Source organism: Brevundimonas sp. UBA6550, assembly GCF_002434505.1.
GTDB lineage: Bacteria > Pseudomonadota > Alphaproteobacteria > Caulobacterales > Caulobacteraceae > Brevundimonas.
Map to the genome: position 1 here is coordinate 274,264 of NZ_DJKE01000008.1, position 24,109 is coordinate 298,372.

General features: G+C 66.9%; 23 protein-coding genes. 21 read left to right on the forward strand and 2 right to left on the reverse strand.

The window, feature by feature from the left end; translation table 11 throughout:
- The first annotated feature begins 1 nt into the window (after position 1).
- The 11 genes from B3Z70_RS09275 to B3Z70_RS09325 all read left to right on the forward strand — a co-directional run bounded on the left by B3Z70_RS09275 (position 2) and on the right by B3Z70_RS09325 (position 11,140).
- Positions 2-1,486, forward strand: coding sequence for an NADH-quinone oxidoreductase subunit M (locus B3Z70_RS09275; RefSeq protein WP_292023284.1), 1,485 nt, complete (start codon positions 2-4; stop codon positions 1,484-1,486).
- 9 nt (positions 1,487-1,495) lie between these two features.
- A complete protein-coding gene (gene nuoN / locus B3Z70_RS09280) occupies positions 1,496-2,938 on the forward strand; it encodes an NADH-quinone oxidoreductase subunit NuoN (RefSeq protein ID WP_292023288.1) in 1,443 nt (480 codons plus the stop codon).
- Between the two features lie 4 nt (positions 2,939-2,942).
- The gene (locus B3Z70_RS09285) at positions 2,943-3,692 is read left to right on the forward strand and encodes a biotin--[acetyl-CoA-carboxylase] ligase (protein ID WP_292023290.1); all 750 of its coding nucleotides are present in this window, start codon (positions 2,943-2,945) and stop codon (positions 3,690-3,692) included.
- Positions 3,689-4,468, forward strand: a complete 780-nt coding sequence (locus tag B3Z70_RS09290; RefSeq protein WP_292023333.1) for a type III pantothenate kinase — start codon at positions 3,689-3,691, stop codon at positions 4,466-4,468. The genes B3Z70_RS09285 and B3Z70_RS09290 overlap by 4 nt, the downstream gene beginning before the upstream one ends.
- Positions 4,469-6,142, forward strand: coding sequence for a ribonuclease J (locus tag B3Z70_RS09295; RefSeq protein ID WP_292023292.1), 1,674 nt, complete (start codon positions 4,469-4,471; stop codon positions 6,140-6,142).
- Positions 6,143-6,195: 53 nt separating this feature from the next.
- The gene (locus B3Z70_RS09300) at positions 6,196-7,104 is read left to right on the forward strand and encodes a hypothetical protein (protein ID WP_292023293.1); all 909 of its coding nucleotides are present in this window, start codon (positions 6,196-6,198) and stop codon (positions 7,102-7,104) included.
- 40 nt (positions 7,105-7,144) lie between these two features.
- Positions 7,145-7,483, forward strand: coding sequence for a DUF3088 family protein (locus B3Z70_RS09305; protein WP_292023295.1), 339 nt, complete (start codon positions 7,145-7,147; stop codon positions 7,481-7,483).
- A 16-nt stretch (positions 7,484-7,499) separates the two neighbouring features.
- Entirely contained in the window at positions 7,500-7,766 is a 267-nt protein-coding gene (locus B3Z70_RS09310) for a DUF1467 family protein (protein ID WP_248116312.1), read from the forward strand.
- A 77-nt stretch (positions 7,767-7,843) separates the two neighbouring features.
- Positions 7,844-9,160, forward strand: coding sequence for a proline--tRNA ligase (gene proS, locus B3Z70_RS09315; RefSeq protein ID WP_292023297.1), 1,317 nt, complete (start codon positions 7,844-7,846; stop codon positions 9,158-9,160).
- Positions 9,157-10,443 carry a lipoprotein-releasing ABC transporter permease subunit gene (locus B3Z70_RS09320; protein ID WP_409410536.1) on the forward strand — a complete coding sequence of 429 codons (1,287 nt, stop codon included), beginning with the start codon at positions 9,157-9,159 and terminating at the stop codon, positions 10,441-10,443. Before proS ends, B3Z70_RS09320 begins: the two co-directional genes overlap by 4 nt.
- A complete protein-coding gene (locus B3Z70_RS09325) occupies positions 10,436-11,140 on the forward strand; it encodes an ABC transporter ATP-binding protein (protein ID WP_292023299.1) in 705 nt (234 codons plus the stop codon). The genes B3Z70_RS09320 and B3Z70_RS09325 overlap by 8 nt, the downstream gene beginning before the upstream one ends.
- Here B3Z70_RS09325 and msrA read toward each other — a convergent pair whose 3' ends face one another.
- Both msrA and B3Z70_RS09335 read right to left on the reverse strand, forming a co-directional pair.
- Positions 11,141-11,749 carry a peptide-methionine (S)-S-oxide reductase MsrA gene (gene msrA / locus B3Z70_RS09330; protein WP_292023302.1) on the reverse strand — a complete coding sequence of 203 codons (609 nt, stop codon included), beginning with the start codon at positions 11,747-11,749 and terminating at the stop codon, positions 11,141-11,143.
- Between the two features lie 17 nt (positions 11,750-11,766).
- Positions 11,767-12,327 (reverse strand): hypothetical protein, encoded by a 561-nt coding sequence (locus tag B3Z70_RS09335; protein ID WP_292023304.1) that lies wholly within the window; start codon positions 12,325-12,327, stop codon positions 11,767-11,769.
- Between the two features lie 108 nt (positions 12,328-12,435).
- On the opposite strand from B3Z70_RS09335, the gene B3Z70_RS09340 reads away from it, so the two are divergent.
- From B3Z70_RS09340 to dxr, 10 genes are all read left to right on the forward strand, one after another.
- Positions 12,436-13,104, forward strand: a complete 669-nt coding sequence (locus B3Z70_RS09340; protein ID WP_292045400.1) for a response regulator transcription factor — start codon at positions 12,436-12,438, stop codon at positions 13,102-13,104.
- Positions 13,105-13,504: 400 nt separating this feature from the next.
- On the forward strand, positions 13,505-16,957 hold the full coding sequence (dnaE, locus tag B3Z70_RS09345; RefSeq protein WP_292023336.1) for a DNA polymerase III subunit alpha: 3,453 nt from the start codon (positions 13,505-13,507) through the stop codon (positions 16,955-16,957).
- Between the two features lie 95 nt (positions 16,958-17,052).
- Complete coding sequence (locus B3Z70_RS09350) at positions 17,053-17,649, forward strand: DUF4142 domain-containing protein (RefSeq protein WP_292023307.1); 597 nt, start codon at positions 17,053-17,055, stop codon at positions 17,647-17,649.
- A gap of 227 nt (positions 17,650-17,876) precedes the next feature.
- Positions 17,877-18,785: a 30S ribosomal protein S2 gene (rpsB, locus tag B3Z70_RS09355; RefSeq protein ID WP_292023309.1), complete on the forward strand. Its 909-nt coding sequence runs from the start codon at positions 17,877-17,879 to the stop codon at positions 18,783-18,785.
- A gap of 110 nt (positions 18,786-18,895) precedes the next feature.
- Positions 18,896-19,837, forward strand: coding sequence for a translation elongation factor Ts (gene tsf / locus B3Z70_RS09360; protein ID WP_292023311.1), 942 nt, complete (start codon positions 18,896-18,898; stop codon positions 19,835-19,837).
- Between the two features lie 127 nt (positions 19,838-19,964).
- Positions 19,965-20,699 (forward strand): UMP kinase, encoded by a 735-nt coding sequence (gene pyrH, locus B3Z70_RS09365; protein WP_292023313.1) that lies wholly within the window; start codon positions 19,965-19,967, stop codon positions 20,697-20,699.
- Between the two features lie 40 nt (positions 20,700-20,739).
- Positions 20,740-21,297 carry a ribosome recycling factor gene (frr, locus tag B3Z70_RS09370; RefSeq protein ID WP_292023315.1) on the forward strand — a complete coding sequence of 186 codons (558 nt, stop codon included), beginning with the start codon at positions 20,740-20,742 and terminating at the stop codon, positions 21,295-21,297.
- A 37-nt stretch (positions 21,298-21,334) separates the two neighbouring features.
- On the forward strand, positions 21,335-22,093 hold the full coding sequence (gene uppS, locus B3Z70_RS09375) for a polyprenyl diphosphate synthase (RefSeq protein WP_292023318.1): 759 nt from the start codon (positions 21,335-21,337) through the stop codon (positions 22,091-22,093).
- Positions 22,093-22,911 carry a phosphatidate cytidylyltransferase gene (locus B3Z70_RS09380; protein WP_292023321.1) on the forward strand — a complete coding sequence of 273 codons (819 nt, stop codon included), beginning with the start codon at positions 22,093-22,095 and terminating at the stop codon, positions 22,909-22,911. Before uppS ends, B3Z70_RS09380 begins: the two co-directional genes overlap by 1 nt.
- The gene (gene dxr / locus B3Z70_RS09385; protein ID WP_292023324.1) at positions 22,908-24,104 is read left to right on the forward strand and encodes a 1-deoxy-D-xylulose-5-phosphate reductoisomerase; all 1,197 of its coding nucleotides are present in this window, start codon (positions 22,908-22,910) and stop codon (positions 24,102-24,104) included. Before B3Z70_RS09380 ends, dxr begins: the two co-directional genes overlap by 4 nt.
- Positions 24,105-24,109 lie beyond the last annotated feature (5 nt).

The following is a 24,109-nucleotide window of genomic DNA, read 5'->3' on the forward strand; positions in this document are numbered from 1 at the left end:
CGTGCCCTACATCCTGAGCCTCGTTACATTCCTGCCCCTGGTCGGGGCCCTGGCGATCTTCGTCGCCCGGCTGACGTCAAAGTCGGCCGATGCGGCCGCGCCGGCCGCCCGCTGGATCGCGTTGATCACGACCCTGGTCGTGCTGGCGGTTTCGGTCGTGCTGGTTTCGGGCTTCGATCCGGCCAACACCGGCTATCAGTTCGTGGAGCTGGTGCCGTGGTTCGCGGGCGCCAGCTATCACCTGGGCGTCGACGGGATTTCGGTTCTGTTCGTCCTGCTGACCGCCTTCCTGATGCCGATCTGCATCCTGGCCAGCTGGAAGTCGGTCGAGACGCGCGTCGTCGAATATATGATCGCCTTCCTGGTGTTGGAGACGCTGGTCATCGGGGTGTTCACCTCGCTGGACCTGTTCCTGTTCTATATCTTCTTCGAAGGCACCCTGGTGCCGATGTTCCTGATCATCGGCATCTGGGGCGGCCAGAACCGGATCTACGCGGCCTACAAGTTCTTCCTCTACACCCTGCTGGGGTCGGTGCTGATGCTCCTGGCCATGCTGTGGATGGCGCATGAAGCAGGCACCACCAGCATTCCCGAGCTGAAGCGTTTCGCCTTCGATCCGGCCGTCCAGCCGATCCTGTGGCTGGCCTTCTTCGCCTCGTTCGCGGTCAAGATGCCGATGTGGCCGGTCCACACCTGGCTGCCCGACGCCCACGTTCAGGCGCCGACGGCCGGTTCGGTCATCCTGGCGGGCATTCTGCTGAAGCTGGGCGGCTACGGCTTCATCCTGTTCAACGTGCCGATGTTCCCGATGGCGTCGGAGATGTTCCGCCCGCTGGTCTTCACCCTGTCGGTCATCGCCATCGTCTATACGTCGCTGGTCGCCTGGCGTCAGACGGACATCAAGAAGCTGATCGCCTATTCGTCGGTCGCCCACATGGGCTTCGTGACCCTGGGCATCTTCGCCGGCAACGACGTCGGCATGCAGGGCGCCATCTTCCAGATGATCAGCCACGGCCTGATCTCCGGCGCGTTGTTCCTTTGCGTCGGCGTCGTCTATGACCGGATGCACACCCGCGAGATCGCCTTCTACGGCGGTCTGACGTCGAAGATGCCGTGGTATGCGGCCATCTTCCTGATGTTCACCATGGCCAACGTCGGCCTGCCGGGCACCTCTGGCTTCATCGGCGAAGTTCTGACCATGACGGGCGCCTATCACGCCTCGACCTGGGCGGCGCTGGTCGCGGCGTCGGGCGTGATCTTCTCGGCGGTCTACGCCCTGACCCTGTACCGCGCGGTCATGTTCGGCGAGATCACCAATCCGAAGCTTGAGACCATCACCGACATCGACAAGCGCGAACTGCTGCTGTTCGTGCCGCTGATCGTCGGCACCATCTGGCTGGGGGTCTATCCGGCCGCCGTCCTCGATTACACCGGGCCTGCCGTCGAGGCCCTGACCAGCGCGTATCGCGCCGCGATCGGCGGGTGAGACCTAAAGATGCCTGATCTATCCTCTGCCCTGCATCTCGCCGCCTCGGAAGTCACCCTTGCGGTCGGCGCCCTGGTCCTGCTGATGGTCGGCGCCTTCATCGGCGACAAGAGCGCCCGTCTGGTCTCGATCCTGTCGGTCCTGCTGCTGATCGCCGCGTCGGTCATCTCCATCGTCGGCCCGTGGGGCGTCGCCTTCAACGGCGCCTATGTCGCCGATCCGCTGGCCATCTACGCCAAGAGCCTGATCTATCTGTCGGCCGCCGTGGCGGTCGTGCTGGGCGACGGCTGGATGAAGCGCACGCGCATCGCCAAGTTCGAATATCCGGTCCTGATCGTGCTGGCGTCGGCCGGCATGGGGATGATGGCGTCCTCGGGCGACCTGATCTCCATGTATGTCGGAATCGAGCTGCATTCGCTGGCCCTGTATGTTCTGGCCGCCTTCCATCGCAACGAAATCAAGGCGTCGGAAGCGGGCCTGAAGTATTTCGTCCTGGGCGCCCTGTCGTCGGGCCTGCTGCTGTATGGCTCCAGCCTGATCTATGGTTTCGCCGGGTCGATGCGGTTCGAGGACATCGCCGCCTTCGCCGCCGACAACCCCGGCCCGGGCCTGATCTTCGGCCTGGTCTTCCTGATCTGCGGCCTGGCGTTCAAGGTTTCGGCCGCGCCGTTCCACATGTGGACGCCTGACGTCTATGAGGGCGCGCCGACGCCGGTCGTGGCCCTGTTCGCCACGGCGCCCAAGGTGGCGGCCATGGTCCTGATCGCCCGCGCGCTGGAGCATGGCTTCGGCGACGCCCACGCCCAGTGGTCGCAGGTCCTGATCGCCATTTCGCTGATCAGCTTCGTCGTCGGGGCCTTCGGCGGTCTGGCGCAGAAGGACATCCAGCGCCTGCTGGCCTATTCGTCGATCGCCAACATCGGCTACGCCCTGCTGGGCATCGCGGCGGGCACGGCCGAGGGGCTGCAGGCCATGCTGATGTTCATGACGCTGTATGTCATCGACCAACTGGGCTTCTTCGCCATCCTGCTGTCGCTGTCCAAGTCGGGCCGTCCGATCCGCCGCATCGCCGATCTGGCCGGATTGAAGAAGGATCGTCCGCTGACGGCCGTCGCGCTGACCATCCTGTCGCTGTCGGTGCTGGGGATGCCGCCGTTCTCGGGCTTCTGGGGAAAGTATTATGTGTTCGGCGCCGCCGCCGACGCGGGCCTGTGGCCGGTCGCGGCCGCCGGTCTGGTCGCCTCGGTCGTCGCCGCCTTCTACTATCTGCGCATCATCAAGCTGATGTGGTTCGATGCGCCGGTCGACGACATCGCCACCGACGCGGCGCCGGTCGAGGCCAAGTGGATCGGCTGGGCCTGCGCGGCCTTCGCCTTCCCGCTGGTGATCGTGGGCCTGACCTGGCTGGAGCCGCTGACCAAGGCCGCGAGCGCCGGCTTCGGGAACGGGTAGGGCGTTGACGCCCGCCCCCTTGGTCATTTTCGACGAGATCGACTCGACCAACGCCGAGGCGCGACGCCTGGCCGAGGCCGGAGAGACCGGGCCGCGATGGATCGTGGCGCGCCGCCAGACCGCCGGTCGTGGGCGGCGCGGTCGCAGGTGGGAGACCGAGCAGGGCAATCTGGCCGCCACGCTTCTGGTCACGACGCCGCGCTCCGCCGCCGAGGCGGCCCAGGCCACCTTCGTCGCGGCCCTGGCCGTGGCGGACCTGCTGGACGTGTTCGTGTCGCCGGCGCTGGTGGCGATCAAATGGCCCAACGACGTGCTGCTGGACGGGGTGAAGGCCTCGGGCATCCTGGTGGAGTCCGGGCGTCATGCGAATGGCGATCTGTGGCTGGCCGTCGGCATCGGCGTGAACCTGGCCCATTCGCCGGAGGGGACCGAGCGGGGGGCCACATCCGTCGCCGATCGCCTGCGCGCCGACCTGACCTATGTTCCGCCCATCGAGGCCGCCGCAGAGATCCTGGCCGAAACCTTCGCTGTCTGGTGGGGACGCTGGCAGACGCTGGGGTTCGAGCCGGTGCTGGACGCCTGGACCAGCCGGCTGACGGGGCTGAACGGCCCGTGCGTCGCGCGTCTGGACAATGAGACCCTTGAGGGGGTGGCCGAGGGTGTGGAGCCGGACGGCGCCTTGCGCCTGCGTCTGGCCGACGGTTCGGTGCGGCTGATTTCGGCCGGCGACGTCTTCTTCGGCAAGGCGAGCTGATGCTTCTGGCCATCGAGCAGGGCAACACCAATACGCTGTTCGCCGTTCACGACGGGTCTGAATGGATCGCCCAATGGCGCGCGGCCACCGAGGCCACGCGGACGGCCGACGAATACGCCGTCTGGCTGAACCAGCTGATGCTGATGAAGGGGCTGGCGGTCGCGAACCTGACCGGCTGCATCATCTCCAGCGTGGTTCCGCAGTCGATCTTCAACCTGCGCAACCTGGCGCGCCGCTATCTGAACATCGAGCCGCTGGTGATCGGCGAGAACGTCGATCTGGGCATCGACGTGCGGATCGCCAAGCCCAGCGAAGCCGGGGCCGACCGTCTGGTCAACGCCATCGGGGCCAAGCTGCTGTATTCGGGCGACCTGATCGTGATCGACAGCGGCACGGCGACGACCTTCGACATCGTGGCGGACGACGGCGCCTTCGAGGGCGGGCTGATCGCGCCGGGCATCAATCTGTCGCTGCAGGCCCTGCACGAGGCGGCGGCCAAACTGCCGCGCATCGCCATCCAGCGGCCCGAGCACGTGATCGGCCGCGGCACGGTCGAGGCCATGCAGTCCGGCGTCTTCTGGGGCTATATTTCGTTGATCGAGGGGCTGGTTGGGCGCATCAAGGCCGAGTGGGGCCGACCCATGACGGTCATCGGCACCGGCGGCGTCGCCAGCCTGTTCGAAGGCGCGACCGACAGCATCGACCACTTCGATTCCGACCTGACCATTCGCGGCCTCCTCGCAATCTGGCGTCGTAACGCCCATTTGACTGACTGAATGAAAAAGCAAAACCAAGACGAACTCGTTTTCCTGCCGCTAGGCGGCTCGGACGAGGTCGGTATGAACCTGAACGCCTACGGCTTCGGCCCAGAGGCCAACCGTGAATGGTTGATCGTCGATGTCGGCGTCACCTTCGGCGACCTGTCCACGCCCGGCGTGGACGTGATCGTGCCAGATCCCACCTATCTGCAGGGCGAGACGATCAAGGGCATCGTCCTGACCCACGCGCACGAGGACCATATCGGCGCCCTGGGCTGGCTGTGGCCGCGCATCAAGGCGCCGATCTACGCCACGCCCTTCACCGCCTATCTGATCCGCGACAAGCTGCGCGAGCGCGGCATCCTCGATCAGGTCGAGCTGATCGAGGTGCCGCTGGGCGGCACGGTCGACATCGGTTCGTTCGGCGTCACCTTCGTCAACATGACCCACTCGATCGCCGAGCCGAGCGGCCTGGCCATCGACACCCCGCTGGGGATGGTGTTCCACACCGGGGACTGGAAGATCGACGACCAGCCGGTGATCGGGACAAAGACCGACGCGGCCGCCATTCGCGCCCTGGGCGACGAGGGCGTGCTGGCCATGGTGTGCGATTCCACCAATGTCTTCGTGCCGGGCGTCGCCGGGTCCGAGGGCGATGTCGCCGTCGCCATCTCCAAACTGATCGCGAGCCTGAAGGGCCGCGTCGCCGTGGGTTGTTTCGCCTCCAACGTCGCACGGATGGACAGCGTGATCCGCGCGGCCGAGGCCTGCGGGCGTCGCGTCGCCCTGGCCGGGCGTTCGATGCACCGGATCACGGCGGCGGCCAAGCACGTCGGCATGTTGCAGGACGTGAAGCCCTTCCTTTCCGATGAAGAGGCTCGCGTCTGGCCCGCCGACCAGATCCTGTATCTGTGCACCGGCAGCCAGGGCGAGGCGAGGGCGGCCCTGTCGCGGGTCGCCGACGGCACCCACCCGACCGTCAAACTGGGCCTGGGCGACCACTGCATCTTCTCGTCGCGCCAGATTCCCGGCAACGAACTGGCCATCGGCAATCTGCAGGACAGGCTCGCGGATCGCGGCGTACGCCTCTACACCGAGAAGGATCACCCGGGCATCCACGTCTCGGGCCACCCCTGCCGTGACGAGCTGAAGCAGATGTATGAATGGGCCCGGCCGCAGATCGCGGTGCCGACCCACGGCGTGCGACGTTTCCTGCTCGAACACGCCAACTTGGCCAAGGAAGTCGGCGTTCGGGAAACGGTCACGCCGCGCAACGGCGACATGGTGCGCCTGGCGCCCGGACCGGCCCAGATCGTCGACGAGGTGCCGAACGGTCGCCTTTATGTCGATGGCGGGATGCTGGTCACCGAACAGGGCGAGGCGCTGAAGGAGCGTCGGCACGCCTCCACCAACGGCGTGCTGATCGTCAGCTTCGCCCTGGACAAGCGCGGCCGGATCGTCAGCGACATCGACATCCGCAGCGTGGGCTTGCCCGGCGATCTGCAGAAGCCGCTGGGCGATGTGCTGGACGACCTGGCCGAGCGCGTCGAGCAGGTGGTCAAGAACCTGAAGGGCGAGGCGCTGGAGGACGAGATGGTGGTCGAACAGGCCATCGCCCGCGTGCTGAAGAAGGCCAGCCAGCAGGTCTGGGATCGCCGTCCTATCGTCGAGACCGTCGTCCTGCGGGTCTGATGCAACCTTGACCGTTCGGGCGCATTTTTGCGCTCGAACCGTTGGGGCGACCGATGTCGAACAAGCCGAGGCGCGCGCGCCGTCTGTTGCAGCGGGTGCGCCACGCCCGCCATCCATTGCACGGCTGGCGGCGCTGGGCGGTGATCGCGGGGCAGGGGCTGGCCGGCTTCGTCGCCCTGTTCGCCGTGGTCAATTTGGGGCTCAGCCTGTCGACCTTCCGGGGCGAGGACCCGCTGGCGCGCACGGTTCAGGAGCTGCGCGTCCTGTGGTTCAGCCCGCCGCCCGGCCAGCCGATGTCGCCAGACGCCTTTCCCACCGTCTATGGCCGCGATCTGGGGCCGGCGCCCGACACCGCCGCCATCCATGCCTTTCTGGAGCGGGAGGCCGAGGACGGCGTCTTCCTGCTGGACCATGTGATGGTCGATCGCATCCTGGCGCTGAACGGTCGGATCGACGCCCGCAGTCTGCCGGTCGGCGTCTATGTCGGCGCCCATGCGCTGGGGCCGGACGGCCTACCCTTCGTGCCGGTGACCAAGTTCCTGGCGCAGTATCTGCTGTTTCCGCGTCACGCCTATATCCTGGTCGTGCCCGCCGAGGGGCCGGCCATCGCCTTTTCGGCCAGCCAGAACGCCAAGTTCGGCATCGCCGTGCATCCCGACCGCCTGTCGGCCGAGGTCGCGCCCTTCACCCCTGACGCCTACGACTTTCCCGGTTCGGGCGAGGCGCTGCATGAGATGACGCGCATCACCGACGATCCCGTGCGCGTCGCAGGCGCCGTCGAGGCGTTGAAGGGCGCCCAGGCGCGGCTGGCGCAGGAGGGCCTGACCTATGGTCTGCTGGCGCCCAACTCCAACACGGCGGTCGGCTGCGTGCTGCAGGGCTCGGGCGCCATCACCCAGCAGGCGCGCGCCTCCATCCTGCTGGCCCTGCGCGCGCCGGGCTTCGGGGCGACCTGCGATTAGCGGTCGCGACAGGCCGTCCGCATCGGCTATAGGCTGAGACATGGCCGAGACGCTCTTTCTGCTGAACCCCGACTGGCATGACGATCAGGGCGGGCCGTGGTTCTGCCCGCCCGGCGCCTATATCGAAGGCGTCCTGGCCTTCTATCCGCAACTGCGCGAGGCGCTGGACGTGGTCTATCTGGACCATGCCAGGCCGCGACCGCCGGTGATCGAACAGGTGGGCGAGGCGCATCAGAGCTGTCCGATCCTAATTCTGGACGGCGAACTGGACTGGCCCGACGCGCAGGTCAGCGCGGCGACCGGGCGGCGGTTCCTGCAGGATCAGGCCATCGCCCCTTATCTGGCGGCCCGCTACGGCGTCGGCCGCCCGCATCCCTGAAGCAAAGAGGCCCGTCATGCCCATCGGCCCCCTGACCATGATCGGCATCTACATCATCGTCTGGTGGACGGTGTTGTTCGCCGTCCTGCCGCTCGGCACGTCGCAGGAAACGCACGAGCCGCCGACCGACGGCGCCCAGTGGGGGGCGCCCCGCACGCCGAACCTGAAGAAGAAGTTCCTGACCACCACCTGGGTCTCGGCCATCGTCTGGGCCTTCGTCATGGTGCTGATCTTCACCGGCTGGCTGCCGCTGCCTGACTTCTCGCACGCGCCCGCGGTCTAAACCGAAACCGGGCCTAGCTTTCGCCCCGGTCCAGCGGCTAAAGCCTTGTTCCGTCTATACGCCTAGGATTCCCGATCATGCGCCTGTCGCGCTTTTTCCTGCCCACGCTGAAGGAAGCCCCTTCGGACGCCCAGATCGTCTCGCACCAGCTGATGTTGCGCGCCAGCATGATCAAGCAGGAGGCCGCCGGCATCTACGCCTGGCTGCCGCTGGGTCTGAAGGTGCTGCGCAAGATCGAGCAGATCGTGCGCGAAGAGCAGGCGCGGGCAGGGGCGGTCGAACTGCTGATGCCGACCTTGCAACTGGCCGATCTATGGCGCGAGAGCGGGCGTTACGACGCCTATGGCCCCGAGATGCTGCGCATCACCGACCGGCATGAACGCGAACTGCTGTACGGACCCACGAACGAGGAGATGGTCACCGACATCTTCCGGGCCTATGTGAAATCCTACAAGTCGCTGCCGCTGAACCTGTTTCACATCCAGTGGAAGTTCCGCGACGAGCGACGTCCGCGCTTTGGCGTGATGCGCGGACGCGAGTTCCTGATGAAGGACGCCTATTCGTTCGATCTGGACGAGGCGTCGGCCCGCGTCGCCTACAACCGGATGTTCACGGCCTATCTGAACACCTTCGCCCGGATCGGTCTGAAGGCCGTGCCGATGCGCGCCGACACCGGCCCCATCGGCGGCGACCTGAGCCACGAGTTCATCGTTCTGGCCGAAACGGGCGAGAGCGAAGTCTTCTGCGACCGCAAGCTGGTCGAGATGGCGCCGCCCGGACATGACCTGGACGCCGAGGCGCTGCAGGCCGTGTTCGACGAGCGCACGGCGCTGTACGCCGCGACCGAGGAAATGCACGACCAGGCCCAGTTCGAGGCCCAGACCGCCGAGAGCGACCGCCTGTCGGCGCGCGGCATCGAGGTCGGGCACATCTTCTATTTCGGAACGAAATACTCCGCGCCGATGAAGGCCAAGGTCGCCGGGCCGGACGGTCAGGACACCGAGGTCCATATGGGCAGCTATGGCGTCGGGGTGTCGCGTCTGCTGGGCGCCATCATCGAGGCCAGCCACGACGAGGGCGGCATCATCTGGCCTGACGCCGTGGCGCCCTTCGATGTGGTCGTCATCAATCTGCGCGCCAATGACGAAGCCGTCTCGGCCGCCTGCGAGGATGCGGTCGCGCAGCTGGAAGCCCTGGGCAAGGACGTGCTGTACGACGACACCGACGAGCGTCCGGGCGGCAAGTTCGCCACCGCCGACCTGATCGGAGTGCCTTGGCAGCTGACCATCGGGCCGAAGGGGCTGGCGGACGGCGTGGTCGAGCTGAAGCGCCGCGCCACCGGCGAGAAGGTCTCCGTTCCCCTGGCCGAAGCCATCGAAAGGCTGACCGCTTGAGCCTGCCGTCCCGCCCGTCCGGCGCCTTCTCCTCGTGGGAGATCGGCCTGGCCCTTCGCTATCTGCGCGCCAAGCGCAAGGAGGGCGGGGTGGCCACCATCGCCGTCATCAGCTTCATTGGCATCATGCTGGCCGTCGCCGTACTGATCAGCGTCATGAGCATCATGTCCGGCTTCCGCAGCGAACTGCTGGGCCGGATGCTGGCCTTCAACGGTCACATGTATGTGCAGGGGCCGGTGCTGACGTCGCCGGATCGGGATGCGGTCCTGAAGAAGATCGAGGCCATTCCCGGCGTCTATAGCGTAAATCCGCTGAACGAGGCGCAAAGCCTGATCCGCGTGGGCAGCTATACGACCGGCGTGATGGTCAAGGGCATTCGCCCAGAGGACCTGGCCAAGACCCAGTATGTGTTCGACAGCCTGTCGCCGCAGGAGCGCGAGAGCTTCGGCAAGGGCGCCTATGGCGGCGACCGCGTGTTGATCGGCGCGGCGCTGGCGAACTCGCTGGGCATCCGGGTCGGCGACGCGATCACCGTCTATTCCCCGACCGGGGCGGACAGCGCGTTCGGAAATCTGGGCGGGCTGGAGAAGACCTATTTCGTGGGCGGCCTGTTCCGCTCGGGCGCCGCCGATTACGACCGCGCCTTCATGTTCATGCCGTTGGAGCAGCAGCAACTGTTCTTCGGCAAGGAAGGCGTCTGGGACGCCATCGAGATCAAGGTGGACGACCCCGATCAGGTCGGCGCCCTGACCCCCGCCATCCGCGCCGCCGCCGGCCCCGGATCGGTCGTGAGCGACTGGCGCGAACGCCTCGCCGCCTTCTATGGCGCGCTGAAGGTCGAGCGGGTGGCCATGAGCATCATCCTGGGCCTGGTCGTGGCCATCGCCGCCATGAACATCATTTCCGGCATCGTCATGCTGGTGAAGAACAAGGGCCGCGACATCGCCATCCTGCGCACCATCGGCGCCAGCCCCTCGGCGATCCTGCGCGTCTTCTTCATGGCCGGCGCCATGATCGGCGTAGCGGGCACCCTGGCCGGACTGCTGCTGGGCCTGCTGTTCTGCTGGAACATCGGCGCGATCCAGCATTTCCTGGAGTGGGTGCTGCAGACCAAGCTGTTTGATTCCGACGTCTATATGCTGGACGCCATTCCCGCCCTGGTCGACCCGGTCGACGTGACCTGGGTCGCCTTCTGGTCGTTGCTGATGAGCTGTGTCGCCAGCCTGCCGCCGTCGTGGAATGCCTCGCGCATCGATCCCGTGGAGGCGCTCCGCTATGAGTAAGGCTCCCATCCTGTCGGTGCGCGGCCTGACCCGCACCTATCCCACAGCCCAGGGCGGTCTGACCGTTCTGAAAGGCGTCGATCTGGACGTGTTTCCGGGCGAACTGGTCGGGCTGATCGGCCCGTCGGGTTCGGGAAAGTCGTCGCTGCTGCACGCCGCCGGCCTGCTGGAGAAGCCGACCAGCGGCACGGTGGCCATTGATGGCGAACAGGTCGGCGATCTGGACGAACGCGCCCGTACGCGCCTGCGCCTGGGCCGGATCGGCTTCGTCTATCAGTTCCACCACCTGCTGCCCGAGTTCGACGCACGCGACAACGTAGCCCTGCCGATGCGGATCGCCGGCCTGGCGCAGGACGAGGCCCGCAAGCGCGCCGAGGTCACCCTGACGGCGCTGGGCCTGAGCGAACGGCTGACGCACCAGCCGGCGCAACTGTCGGGCGGCGAGCAGCAGCGCGTCGCCATCGCCCGCGCCCTGGCCAATGGTCCGCGCCTGCTGCTGGCCGACGAGCCGACAGGCAACCTGGACCCGACCACCAGCCAGTCTGTGTTCGAATCCCTGCGCGACCTGGCCAAGACAACGGGCGTCGCCGCCCTGATCGCCACGCACAATATGGAGCTGGCCGGCCATATGGACCGGGTCTTCGCCCTGCGCGACGGCCATCTGGAAGAGCGCGCGGCCGAAAGCCACGCCTATTGATCAGCTGACGGCGGCGTCGCCCCAGATGGCGCGCAGCCGTTCGGGGCGGCGGCAACCGATCCGATAGGCCTGATAGCTGGCGGCGTGGCGTTTGGCGTAGTTCTGATGCGCCTCGCCCGCCGGCCAGAAGCGTTGGACGCCCACGACCGGGGTGGTGAAGCTCTTTCTCAACACCCGCATCGCCGCATCGCGCGAGGCGACCGCGTCGGCCCGCTGCTCGCTCGTGGCGAAGACGGCCGAACGATAGGACGGACCCTGATCGCAGAACTGGCCGTTCGGATCGGTCGGGTCGATGGTGCGCCAATAGCGATCCACCAGGGCGCGATAGCTGACGACGCGCGGATCGAAGGTGACCTGCACCGCCTCCATATGGCCGGTCCCGCCACGCACGACCTGTTCATAGGTCGGATTGGCCGTATGTCCGCCGACAAAACCCGACACGGCGGATCGCACGCCGGGCACGTCGTCGAACGCCTTTTCCTCGGACCAGAAGCAGCCGCCGGCGAAGACGGCTGTCTGCAGGCCCGGCGCACGCGCTTGGGCATAGACGACCGGCGCCGCCAGCAAGGCCGCCGCCGTCAGAATGGAAACCCCGAACCGCATCGCCATGACCCTTCGTTGTCTGGTCAGGAATACGTCGGCGAAAGGAAATCGGTTTCAGGCGTCGGATCCGGCTGGTCGGTCGCCGCGCGCTCGAACGGCGACCAGGCTTCCGCCTGCACAGCCTCCGCCGAGTAAAAGCCCAGGTCCGCTTCGGTCTGGCGCAGCGCTGTCCAAGATAGAAAAGCCAGCAGGCTTTCGCCGTCTGGCGGCTCACGCCGCATCGCCGCGTCCAGCCATGCCGTCTCGCCGGGTCTTAGTCGCGGTCCGACCAGGCCCCGTTGTGCGAACAGCGGCCGTTCGACCGTCCGTTGAAGCAGAATGGCGGGGGCTAGCGTCGAACGATCTTCGATCAGCGGCTCAAAGAAGCGGGCGATATCCGCGCCGGCGCCCTCGACGCCCACCAGAGATGTCCGACCCAAGCGGACCGCGGCGCCTGACAAGCCGATTCGCCGAGCCTGGTCATGTTGCTGTTTCCGCACGGTTCGGGCAGAGCGAAGTGACAACTGTTCGACATGCGTTGTCACAATCACCGCCGCCACCCTGTGGTCGGCCATAGAGGCGGGGGCTTTGGAGGGCGGCGTCATCCGACATCGCTTAACCAAGCATAACAGTTGTTCAACTGCGTGTGACTACGAGGTTTCTCGGGGGAATAGGCGCTGTATCCTGTCGGTATGCGAAGGATGACGAACGCCATGGCGGGTTCCATGGCGCCAAAAGACAAGCCGGCCAAGCCCGACGCCGAACCGGTTTTCGCTCCAAGCAGCCACGGCGATGCGGGCTTCGAGATCGTCGTGATCGATGACGACGCCCTGATCCTGGAGATGACGCTGCTGACCTTCCGCGAGGCGGGTTACGCCGCCGTGGGATTCGCAGATCCTCTGGATGCGCTGATGTGGGCGTCCGACGCCGACCCGACCCTGGTCGTCGTCGATCTGAAACTGCCGGGCATCGAGGGGCTGGACCTGGTCAGCGCCTTTTGCGCCCTCGGTCGCCATGCCGTCATCCTGGTCAGCGCCTACGTCGATGTCCTGACGACTGTGGATGCGATGCGTTTGGGCGTCGATAATGTCCTGACCAAACCGACCTCGCCGGAGCGGCTGCTGGCGGCGGCCGAACACGCGCTGGACGCCCTTTCGCGCGCGCCGCATCAGGATATCCTGACCTTCACGCGCCGCGAGCGACAGGTCGCGGAGTTCCTGGTGGCGGGTCGAACGACGAAACAGATCGCTCAGGCCTTGAGCCTGAGCCCGCGCACGGTGGAGTTCTTCCGCGCCAGCCTGCTGCGAAAGACCCAGTCGCCGAACACCGCCGCCCTGGCCTCGGCCCTCACCCGTCTGGGCTTTGTCGCGACCGACGCTTGACGAGAACGCATAGGGAACATAGAACAGACGGAGAACAGTTGCGAGGTCAGGAAAGCCATGCCGCGTTTGATAAGGGATATGTTGTCGCTGGCCTGCTGCGGCGGCTTTGTCTGGATGGTCTGGACCCTGGCGTTCAGCGTCACCGCCGTCTGAGCGTTCAGACGTTGGATGCGACCGTCTGAATTGCGTTGGGGTAGAATCAATAGGTTGGGCGAATCTCAGACGATTCAGACTCTGTTTTTTCCAAGCGCGCGACCGTGGGTTCGCCGCTCTTCTGGGGATGATGGAGCGCCGCATCTGGTTTGCGATGGTCGTCCGGCGCAGGATGTGAGACTCGCATCAGGGTGATGACGGGCGCGGACGTCGCGCCGCCCGAGGTGGAGATTCAGTGAGCCAACCGATGAACAGCCAGGGTTTCGTCCATCTGCGGGTTCGTTCGGCCTATTCGCTGCTGGAAGGCGCGATCAAGGCTGGGAAGGTCGGCAAACTGGCGGCGGACGCGGGAATGCCCGCCGTCGCCGTGGCGGACCGCGCCAATCTGTTCGGGGCGCTGGAGTTCAGCCAGACGGCCAAGGATGCGGGCGTCCAGCCCATCGTGGCCTGCGCCCTGCCGATCGTGGGTATCGGCGGCCAGATCAATGCCCGCTGGGCCAAGACGCCGACCGTGGTGCTGCTGGCCCAGGACATGACGGGCTGGCTGAACCTGTGCGCCCTGTCGTCCTCGGCCTATCTGGACGCGGGCGAAATGGCCGAGCCGGGTGTGGCCTGGGATCAGGTCGTGGCGCGCGCCGAAGGCTTGATCCTGCTGTCCGGCGGCCCGGACGGCCCGGTCGACCCGCTGTTCGCCCAGGGCAAGACCGCCGAGGGCGTCGCGACGCTGGAGGCGATGAAGGCCGCGTTCGGCGACCGTTTCTACGTCGAGCTTCAGCGTCACGGCCTGGATGACGAACGCCGGGCCGAGCCGGGGCTTGTCGAATGGGCCTACGCCAACGACGTCCCGCTGGTGGCGACCAACGACGTCTATTACGCCAAGGCCGCTCAGGCGAAGTCGCACGACGCCCTGCTGTGCATCGCCGACGGGGCCTTCACCGGCCAGGAGGATCGTCGCCGCATCACCGGCGAACACTGGTTCAAGTCGGCCGAGGCGATGCGCGACCTGTTCGCCGACCTGCCCGAGGCCTGCGACAACACCATCGACATCGCCCGGCGCTGCGCCTTCCTGGTCCAGACCCACGCCCCGATCCTGCCGCGCTTCGACACCGGCGCCGGGCGGTCCGAGGCCGACGAACTGGCCCACCAGGCGCGCGAGGGGCTGAAGGTCCGCCTGACCCAGGTCGATCCAGCCGTGCCCGAGGAAGAGTATTGGGCGCGCTTGGAGTGGGAGGTCGGGATCATCCAGCAGATGGGGTTCCCCGGCTACTTCCTGATCGTGTCGGACTTCATCAAATGGGCCAAGACCCACGGCATTCCTGTCGGGCCGGGGCGGGGCTCCGGCGCCGGCTCGCTGGTGGCCTGGTCCCTGACCATCACCGATCTGGATCCGTTGCGGTTCGGTCTGCTGTTCGAGCGGTTCCTGAACCCCGAACGGGTCTCCATGCCCGACTTCGACATCGACTTCTGCCAGGAGCGGCGCGAAGAGGTGATCGACTATGTCCAGGCCCACTACGGCAAGGACCGGGTGGCCCAGATCATCACCTTCGGCACCCTGCAGGCGCGCGCGGTGCTGCGCGACGTCGGCCGCGTGCTGCAGATGCCGCTGGGCCAGGTGGACCGGCTCTGCAAGATGGTGCCGAACAATCCGGCCAACCCCGTCACCCTGGCCCAGGCCATCGATCTGGAGCCGCGCCTGAAGGAGGCGAGGGATGCCGAGCCGGCGGTCAAGACCCTGTTGGAAACGGCGCTGGAGCTGGAAGGGCTTTACCGCAACGCCTCGACCCACGCCGCCGGCATCGTCATCGGCGACCGGCCGCTGACCGAGCTGGTGCCGCTGTATCAGGACCCGCGTTCGACCATCCCGGCCAGCCAGTTCAACATGAAGTGGGTCGAGCCGGCGGGTCTGGTGAAGTTCGACTTCCTGGGGCTGAAGACCCTGACCGTGCTGGACCGGGCGCGGGGGTATCTGGAACGGCGCGGCGCGGCGCCGGAATGGAACCAGCTGCCGCTGGACGATGCGCGCACCTATGAGCTGATGGCGTCGGGCCAGACGGTTGGGGTGTTCCAGCTGGAATCCCAAGGGATGCGCGACACCCTGCGCAAGATGCGGTGCGGCTCCATCGAGGAGATCACCGCCCTGATCTCGCTCTATCGGCCGGGGCCGATGGAGATGATCGACACCTATATCGACCGCAAGTTCGGCCGGGCCGAGGTGGACTATCTGCACCCCAGTCTGAAGGAGGTGCTGACCGAGACCTATGGGGTCATCATCTACCAGGAACAGGTGATGAAGATCGCCCAGATCCTGGCGGGCTACAGCCTGGGCGAGGCCGACCTGCTGCGTCGCGCCATGGGCAAGAAGAAGAAGGAGGAGATGGATTTCCAGCGGGCGCGCTTCGTCAAGGGCGCGCTGGAAAAGACCGTGCCGGAAAGCCAGTCCGGCTCCATCTTCGACCTGGTGGCCAAGTTCGCGGGCTATGGCTTCAACAAGTCCCACGCCGCCGCCTATGCGCTGATCTCGTTCCAGACGGGGTGGCTGAAGGCCAATCAGCCGGTCGAATTCTTCGCCGCGTCGATGAGCCTGGACCTGTCGAACACCGACAAGCTGGCGGTCTTCTATCAGGATGCGCGCCGCTTCGAGGTGCCGGTGCTGTCGCCCGACATCAACCGCTCGTCCGCCGACTTCGACGTGGCGTGGGACGATGCGAAGGGCGCGGTCCTCTATGCCCTGGGCGCCATCCGCAACGTGGGCCTGGAGGCGATGAAACACGTCATCGAGGTGCGCGAGACCGGCGGCCGGTTCGCCGACATCTTCGACTTCCTGGAGCGGGTGGATCCGCGCAGCGTCAACAAGCGCGCGCTGGAGGGCCTGGCCAAGGCCGGCGCCTTCGACAGCATCCATCCCAATCGGCGCCAACTGGTCGAACAGGCCGATGTGCTGATGGCCTATTGCCAGAGCGTGGCGGCCGAGCGCGCCTCGTCGCAGGTGTCGTTGTTCGGCGGCGATCAGGCGCACGCGGCCCGCCCGCGCCTGAAGACGGTCGAGCCGTGGGTGGGACCGGAGCGGCTGGATCACGAACTGGCCGCCGTGGGGTTCTACCTGTCGGGCCACCCGCTGGACGAGATGACGTCGGCTCTGAAACGCAAGCGCGTCACCTTCGTCGCCGAGGCCATCCCTCTGGCCGAGGGCGGGCACGAGGCGTTCCAGATGGCCGGGGTGGTTCGTCGCAAGCAGGAGCGCGCCAGCGCTCGCACCGGCGAGAAGTTCGCCTTCGTCACCTTCTCCGATCCGACGGGCGAGTTCGAATGTCTCTTCCCGCCCGAACAGCTGCGCAAATGCCGCGAGGTTCTGGAGCCGGGGGCCTCGGTCATGGTGCGGGTTCGCGCCAAGGCGTCCGAGGGCGAGGTGCGCTTCTTCGGGGACGATGCGTCGCGCATGGACAATCTGCTGGACGACGCCAACATCGGGCTGCGCATCCATGTCTCTGCCCGATCCGCCGACGCCGACGCCCTGAAAGGCCGGCTTGAGCGCGCCCGATCCGGCGCCATCGGCAAGGGTGGCGAGATTGCCCTGATGATCGCCGGGCTGGAGCAGGGGCGGGAGGTCGAGGTCAAACTGCCCGGCCGCTATCGGCTGGACGGCGCCTTGCGCGGCGCGCTGAAGTCCGCGCCGGGCGTGGTCATGCTGGAGGATGCATAGGCGGGTTCAGGTGCCGGCTTATGGTCGCGCTATGGATTTTTCGGAACCTCACGACTGCGTGATGGGTTTCGTCAGTCCATAGGGAGACTGTTCCAATGAAATATCTCGCCATCGCCAGCGTCGCCTCGCTGGCCCTTCTCGCAGCGTGCAACCAGGGCGGCGACAGCGCCGGCCAGAACGCCAGCGAAGCCGTCAACGCCACTCAGGATGCGACCTCGGGCGTCGTCGGCCAGACCTCGGCCATGACCATGGGCGCCAACACCGTCGACGGCTTCGTGACGGGCCTGGGCACGAGCAATATGTACGAACTGGAAGCGGCAAAGATCGCCGCCGCCAAATCGACCAACGCCGACGTAAAGGCGCTGGCCGCCATGATCACCAAGGACCACACCGCCGCCGGCGAGAAGCTGGGCGCCGCGGTCGCGACCGCCGGTCCGAACGTGGCCATTCCGACCACGCTGGACGAGCGCCGCAAGGGTCTGATCGACAATCTGAACGCCGCCACGCCGGGCGATTTCGACAAGGTCTATCTGAACCAGCAGGTCGCCGCCCATAACGAGGCCCTGACCCTGCTGAACGGCTTCGCCGGCAACACCGATGCGCCGGCCCTGTCGACGCTGGCCCGCGAGCTGGTCGCGCCCGTGACCATGCACCGCGACCGCGCCCAGGCGCTGCTGGACGCGATGAAGTAGGATCACGCCTCAAGGCTGATCGGGAAAGGCGGTCTCGGCAGAGGCCGCCTTTCTGCTGCGCGCGACGCAGCGCTTGCTATTTGGGGCCATCCCGCCTACATGGCCCCCGCATTTCGCAACGCGGGTGAGGCGCGGTTCGGGGAGAAATCCCGGCACGCACCATTCCGAGGGTCGAACGACCTTTAATCCCCCGCGCCACGTTTGATCGGAAAAAGGACTGAACGATCATGGCTCTGCCTGAATTCTCGATGCGCACCCTGCTGGAAGCGGGCGCTCACTTCGGCCACCAGACGCACCGCTGGAACCCGAAGATGGACCGCTACATCTTCGGCTCGCGCTCGAACATCCACATCATCGACCTGTCGCAGACGATGCCGCTGTTCCACCAGGCTCTGGTGGCCGTGCGCGACGTCGCCGCCAAGGGCGGTCGCGTCCTGTTCGTCGGCACCAAGCGCCAGGCCTCCGAGCCGGTCGCCGAAGCCGCCAAGCGCTGCGCCCAATACTACATGAACAACCGTTGGCTGGGCGGCACGCTGACCAACTGGCGCACCGTCTCGGGCTCGATCGCTCGTCTGCGCGAACTGGAAGGCATCCTCGAGAACGGCGGCGAAGGCCGCGTCAAGAAGGAGCTGCTGACCCTGCAGCGCGAGAAGGACAAGCTGGAACTGTCGCTGGGCGGCATCAAGGACATGGGTTCCATCCCGGACATCATGTTCGTGATCGACACCAACAAGGAAGCGATCGCGATCCAGGAAGCCCGCAAGCTGAACATCCCGATCATCGCCATCCTGGACACCAACTCGGACCCGGACGGCATCACCTATCCGGTGCCCGGCAACGACGACGCCGCGCGTGCCATCCAGACCTACTGCGACCTGATCGCGGACGCGGTTCTGGACGGTCTGGCCGCCGGCGCCTCGGCCTCGGGCGTGGATCTGGGCGCTTCGGAAGCCCCGGTCGAGCCGATGCTGCGCGAAGCCTCGGCTCCGGTCGCCGCTGACGCCGCTCCGGCCGGCACGGAAGGCGCCGCCGCCGAACTGGAAGCCGCCGCTCAACCGGCCGTCGCCGACGAAGCCGCTCAGGCCGCCACCTCGGAAGCCAACGACGCGGTCGAAACCGAGAAGGCCACGGGCTGATGGCCCGCAGGGCGGCGCTCGGGCTTTCGAACGCCGCCTGACGAACTGACACACGGCCGGGCTAAGTCAGTCCGGCCGTTCCCACATACGAATCCCCCAAGGAGAAGAACATGGCCGAGATCACTGCCGCCCTCGTGAAGGAGCTTCGCGAGCGTTCGGGCGTCGGCATGATGGACTGCAAGAAGGCCTTGCAGGAAAACGACGGCAACATCGACGCCGCCATCGACTGGCTGCGCGCCAAGGGTCTGTCCAAGGCCGCCAAGAAGGCCGACCGCGTCGCCGCCGAAGGCCTGGTCGCCGTGGCGTCCAAGGAAGACGGCAAGGGTGAAGTCGCCGCCGCCATCGAATTCAACGCGGAAACCGACTTCGTCGCCCGTAACGATCTGTTCCAGAACGCCGCCAAGTCGTTCGCCCAACTGGGCCTGGAGCACCACTCGGTCGAGGCCCTGCACGGCGCCGAACTGGAATCCGGCAAGACGGTCCAGGACGAAGTGACCAACATGATCGCCACCATCGGCGAGAACATGCAACTGCGCCGCGCCGCCCGCCTGTCGGTCGAAGAGGGCGTGGTTTCCACCTACGTCCACAACGCCGTCTCGCCGGGCGTCGGCCGCATCGGCGTGCTGGTGGCCCTGGAAGGCGAGGGCGACAAGACCGCCCTGCGCGAACTGGGCCGCAAGATCGCCATGCACGTCGCCGCCACCGCGCCGCTGTCGCTGAACACGGACGACCTCGACCCCGCCGCCATCGAGAAGGAACGCGCCGTTCTGACCGAAAAGGCCAAGGAAGAAGGTCGCCCGGAAGCCATGATCGCCAAGATCGTGGAAGGCCAGATCAACAAGTTCCAGAAGGACGTGGTGCTGTCCAAGCAGCCGTTCGTCATGGACCCGGACGTGACCATCGAACAGCTGGTCGCCAACTCGGCCAAGGAACTGGGCTCCTCCAACCTGCACCTGGCCGGCTTCGTCCGCCTGGCGCTGGGTGAAGGCGTCGAGAAGGTCGAAGGCCCCGACTTCGCGTCGGAAGTCGCCTCCATGATGGGCGGCAACTAACCAGTCTTCCCCTCATTCGTGAGGGTTTTGTATCAGAAGGGCGCGTTCGGCTTTGATGGCCGGCGCGCCCTTCGTCTATAAGAAGCCGCCTGATTCAAGGGCGCAGCAGCCAACGGACCCTCCGCACATGCCCGACGCCCCCACCGCCTTCCGCTACAAGCGCGTCCTGCTGAAGGTCTCCGGCGAGGTGCTGATGGGCGATCAGTCGTTCGGCGTGGACATGAAGACCGTGGACACGGTCGCCAAGGCCGTCGCCGACGTGGCCGCCGAAGGGATCGAGATCTGCCTGGTCATCGGCGGCGGCAACATCTTCCGCGGCCTATCCAAGGCGGCGGCGGGAATGGAGCGCGCTCAGGCCGACTATATGGGCATGTTGGCCACCATCATGAACGCCCTGGCCATGCAGTCGGCGCTGGAGAAGATCGGCGTCTCGACGCGGGTGCAGAGCGCCATTCCGATGGCCGCCATCGCCGAACCCTACATCCGCCGTCGCGCCCTGCGTCACCTGGAAAAGGGCAGGGTGGTGATCTTCGCCGCCGGCGTGGGCGCGCCCTTCTTCACGACGGACTCGGGCGCCGCCCTGCGCGCCGCCGAAATGGGTTGCGACGCCCTGCTGAAGGGGACCAGCGTCGATGGCGTCTATACCGCCGACCCCAAGAAGGACCCCACCGCCACCCGCTACCAGACCCTGACCTATCAGGACGTGCTGGCCAAGGATCTGCGGGTCATGGACGCCTCGGCCATCGCCATGATGCGCGACACGGGCATCCCCATCGTGGTCTTCTCGATCCGGGAAGACAATTCGCTTCGCCGGACCCTGACCGGCGAAGGCACGTTCACGGTCATTCAGGACGTCGCCTAGGCGTCCGCGCGACCAGGAAAAACGAAGAGAGACCAAGACCATGGCAAAACCCGACCTCAAGACCTATCGCGACCGGATGGACCGTTCCGTCGCCGCCCTGAAGGAAGAGTTCAGCGGCCTGCGCACGGGCCGCGCCAACGCCGGCCTGCTGGAGCCCGTGCGGGTCGAGGCCTATGGTTCGGCCTCGCCCCTGACCGCCGTGGCCGCCATCAGCGTGCCCGAACCGCGCATGATCAGCGTCAGCGTCTGGGACAAGGGGATGGTCGTCGCCGTCGAGAAGGCGATCCGCAACGCCAACCTGGGCCTGAATCCCATCGTCGACGGCCAGACCCTGCGCATCCCCGTGCCGCCTCTGACCGAGGAGCGCCGCAAGGATCTGGTCAAGCTGGCCGGCAAATACGCCGAGCAGCAGAAGATTTCGGTCCGCAACGTTCGCCGCGACGCCAACGACGACCTGAAGAAGGCCGAGAAGGCCGGCGAGATGAGCCAGGACGAGCAGAAGAAGATGGAAACCGAGGTCCAGAAGGACACGGACGCGGCCATCAAGCGCATCGACGAGGCCTTGAAGACCAAGGAACAAGAGATCATGCAGGTCTGAGGCGAAACGGCTTGGGCCTGAAGGGATCGCACGACAGATGACGGCAGACAGCGCCGCCTCTTCAGGGCCGAGCCTCGCGGGTCCGCGCCATGTCGCCATCATCATGGACGGCAACGGCCGCTGGGCCAAGGCGCGGGGCCTGCCGCGCGCCTTGGGGCATCGCGAAGGCGTGCAGGCGTTGAAACGCACCATCCAGGCGGCGCCGGACCTGGGCATCGAATGCCTGACCGTCTTCGGCTTCTCCACCGAGAACTGGAGCCGGCCCGAGGACGAGGTGTCGGACCTGATGGGTCTGGTGCGGACCTATGTGGCCAGCGACCTGGCGCGGCTGGAGAAGGCGGGCGTCCGCCTGCGGATCCTGGGCCGGCGCGAGGGCCTGCCCGCCGACATCGCCGCCATCATCGACAAGGCCGAGGCGCAGACGGCGCACAACGATCGTTTCCTGTTGCAGGTCGCCTTCAACTATGGCGGCCGGGCCGATCTGGTGGACGCCGCGCGTCGGCATATGGCGCGTCTGGCGTCCGGCGAGACGACCGAGCCCCTGAGCGAACAGACTTTCGAGGCCGGACTGGCCACGTCGGGGTCGCCGCCGCTGGACCTGATCGTGCGGACATCGGGCGAGCAGCGGCTGTCGAACTTCCTGTTGTGGGAGGCCGCCTACGCCGAACTGGTGTTTCAGGACATCCTGTGGCCCGACTATGGGCCCAAGGCCCTGGCCGAAGCCGTGCAGGCGTTCGGCCAGCGTGACCGACGCTATGGCGGCCGCGCCGTCTCGCCTTTGCGCGAAACAGCCTGATGGCGGTCAAGGCCCGCGACATCGCCCTGCGCGGCGCTTCCGCCGTGGTCCTGGCGCCGGCCGCCGTGGCCGCGACCTGGGCCGGGGGCGTCTGGTTCCTGGCGCTGATGGTGGCGGCCAGCATCGTCCTGGCTTTCGAATGGGCGGCGATGAGCGCGCCGCACGCCCGGCGCGTCATGGGCGGGGCCGTCGGCTTCGGCGTCGTGGCGGCGGTGATCAGCGCGCATTTCGGCGTGATGTCTGTGGCCTTCATCATGCTGGTGTTCGGGGCCGCCGCCGCCGGCGTCTATGCCCGCAGCCGGGGGCAGGAGGCGTTGGATGCGGCCTATGGCGTGCTCTATCTGGGCTGGCCTTCCGTCCTGCTGATCTGGCTGCGCGGGGTGGACAGCCCCATTGGGCTGCACTGGACGGTGCTGGTCTTTGCGGTGGCCTGGTCCGCCGACATCGTGGCCTATCTGGCCGGTTCGACCTTCGGCGGCCCCAAGCTGTGGCCTCGGTTTTCGCCCAACAAGACCTGGTCCGGCTTCATCGGCGGCATAGTGGCCGGCGCGGTCGCGGGCGGCTTGATGACGGCCTGGGTCGACATGGGCGCCTTGACCGTGGTCTGGGGCGCAATCCTGGGCCTGGCGGCGGCGCTGGCGACGATGGCCGGCGACCTGTGGGAATCGGCGCTGAAGCGGCGGTTCGGCGTCAAGGACGCCGGCAACACCATTCCCGGCCACGGCGGCCTGCTGGACCGCGTGGACGGCCTGATGTTCGCCGTGGTCGTGGTGGCGGCCGGGCGACTGCTGGTCCTGATGCTGGAGCGTGGCGCGTGATCCGTCGCCGCGTCACGGTGCTGGGCGCCACCGGATCGGTCGGCTCCTCGACCCTGGACCTGATGGCGCAGGCCGAGGCGTCGGGAACCGGGGCCTTCGAGGTCGAGGCCCTGACGGGCGGCGCCAATATCGAAAAGCTGGCCGAACAGGCCCGACGCTGGACACCGAAGGTGGCGGTCACCGCCGATCCCGCGCGACTGGACGATCTGCGGGCCGCCCTGGTCGGAACCGACATCGCGGCGGCGGCCGGGGAGGCGGCCGTCGTGGAGGCGGCGACCCGCCCCGCCGACTGGATCATGGCCTCCATCGTGGGGGCCGCCGGTCTGAAGTCGGCCTGGGCGGCGGCGGGGATGGGCGCGACCCTGGCCCTGGCCAACAAGGAAAGCCTGGTCTGCTGCGGTCCCGCCCTGATCGAGCGGGTCAGGCGGGCAGGGGGACGGCTGATCCCGGTCGATTCCGAACATTCCGCCATCTTCCAGGTCTTCCCGGCCGAGGCGCCGGAGCGGGTGTCCAAGCTGGTCCTGACCGCCTCGGGCGGCCCGTTCCGCCAGACCCCGCGCGAGCGAATGGGCGCGATTACGCCGGAGCAGGCGGTGGCCCATCCGAACTGGAGCATGGGCGCCAAGATTTCGGTCGACAGCGCCACCATGGCCAACAAGGGCCTGGAGATGATCGAGGCGGCCTATCTGTTCGACATGCCGCAGGATCGGATCGACGTGGTGGTCCATCCCGAATCGATCATCCACAGCCTTGTGGAATATGTGGATGGATCGACCCTGGCGCAGATGGGGCAGCCGGATATGCGCACGCCGATCGCCTGCGCCCTAGCCTGGCCGGACCGCATCGCCTGGCCGGCGCCCCAACTGGACCTGGCCCTGCTGGGCCGACTGACGTTCGAGGCGCCCGATCTGGCGCGCTTCCCGGCCCTGGATCTGGCGCGTCAGGCGCTGAAGGCGGGGGGGGCGGCGCCGGCCGTATTCAACGCCGCCAACGAGGTCGCGGCCTTCGCCTTCCTTGACCGGAAGCTGGCCTTTCTCAATATTGCCGCAGTCGTCGCCGAAACCCTTGAACGTGCGACGAAAGCGGGGATGGTTTTCGGCTCTGGAGACGCCTGCAGCGCGGCCCTTTCGGTCGACGCCGAGGTTCGTCTGATGGCCGGTTCCATAATCGCCGGACTGGCGAACGCGGCCTGATCGGT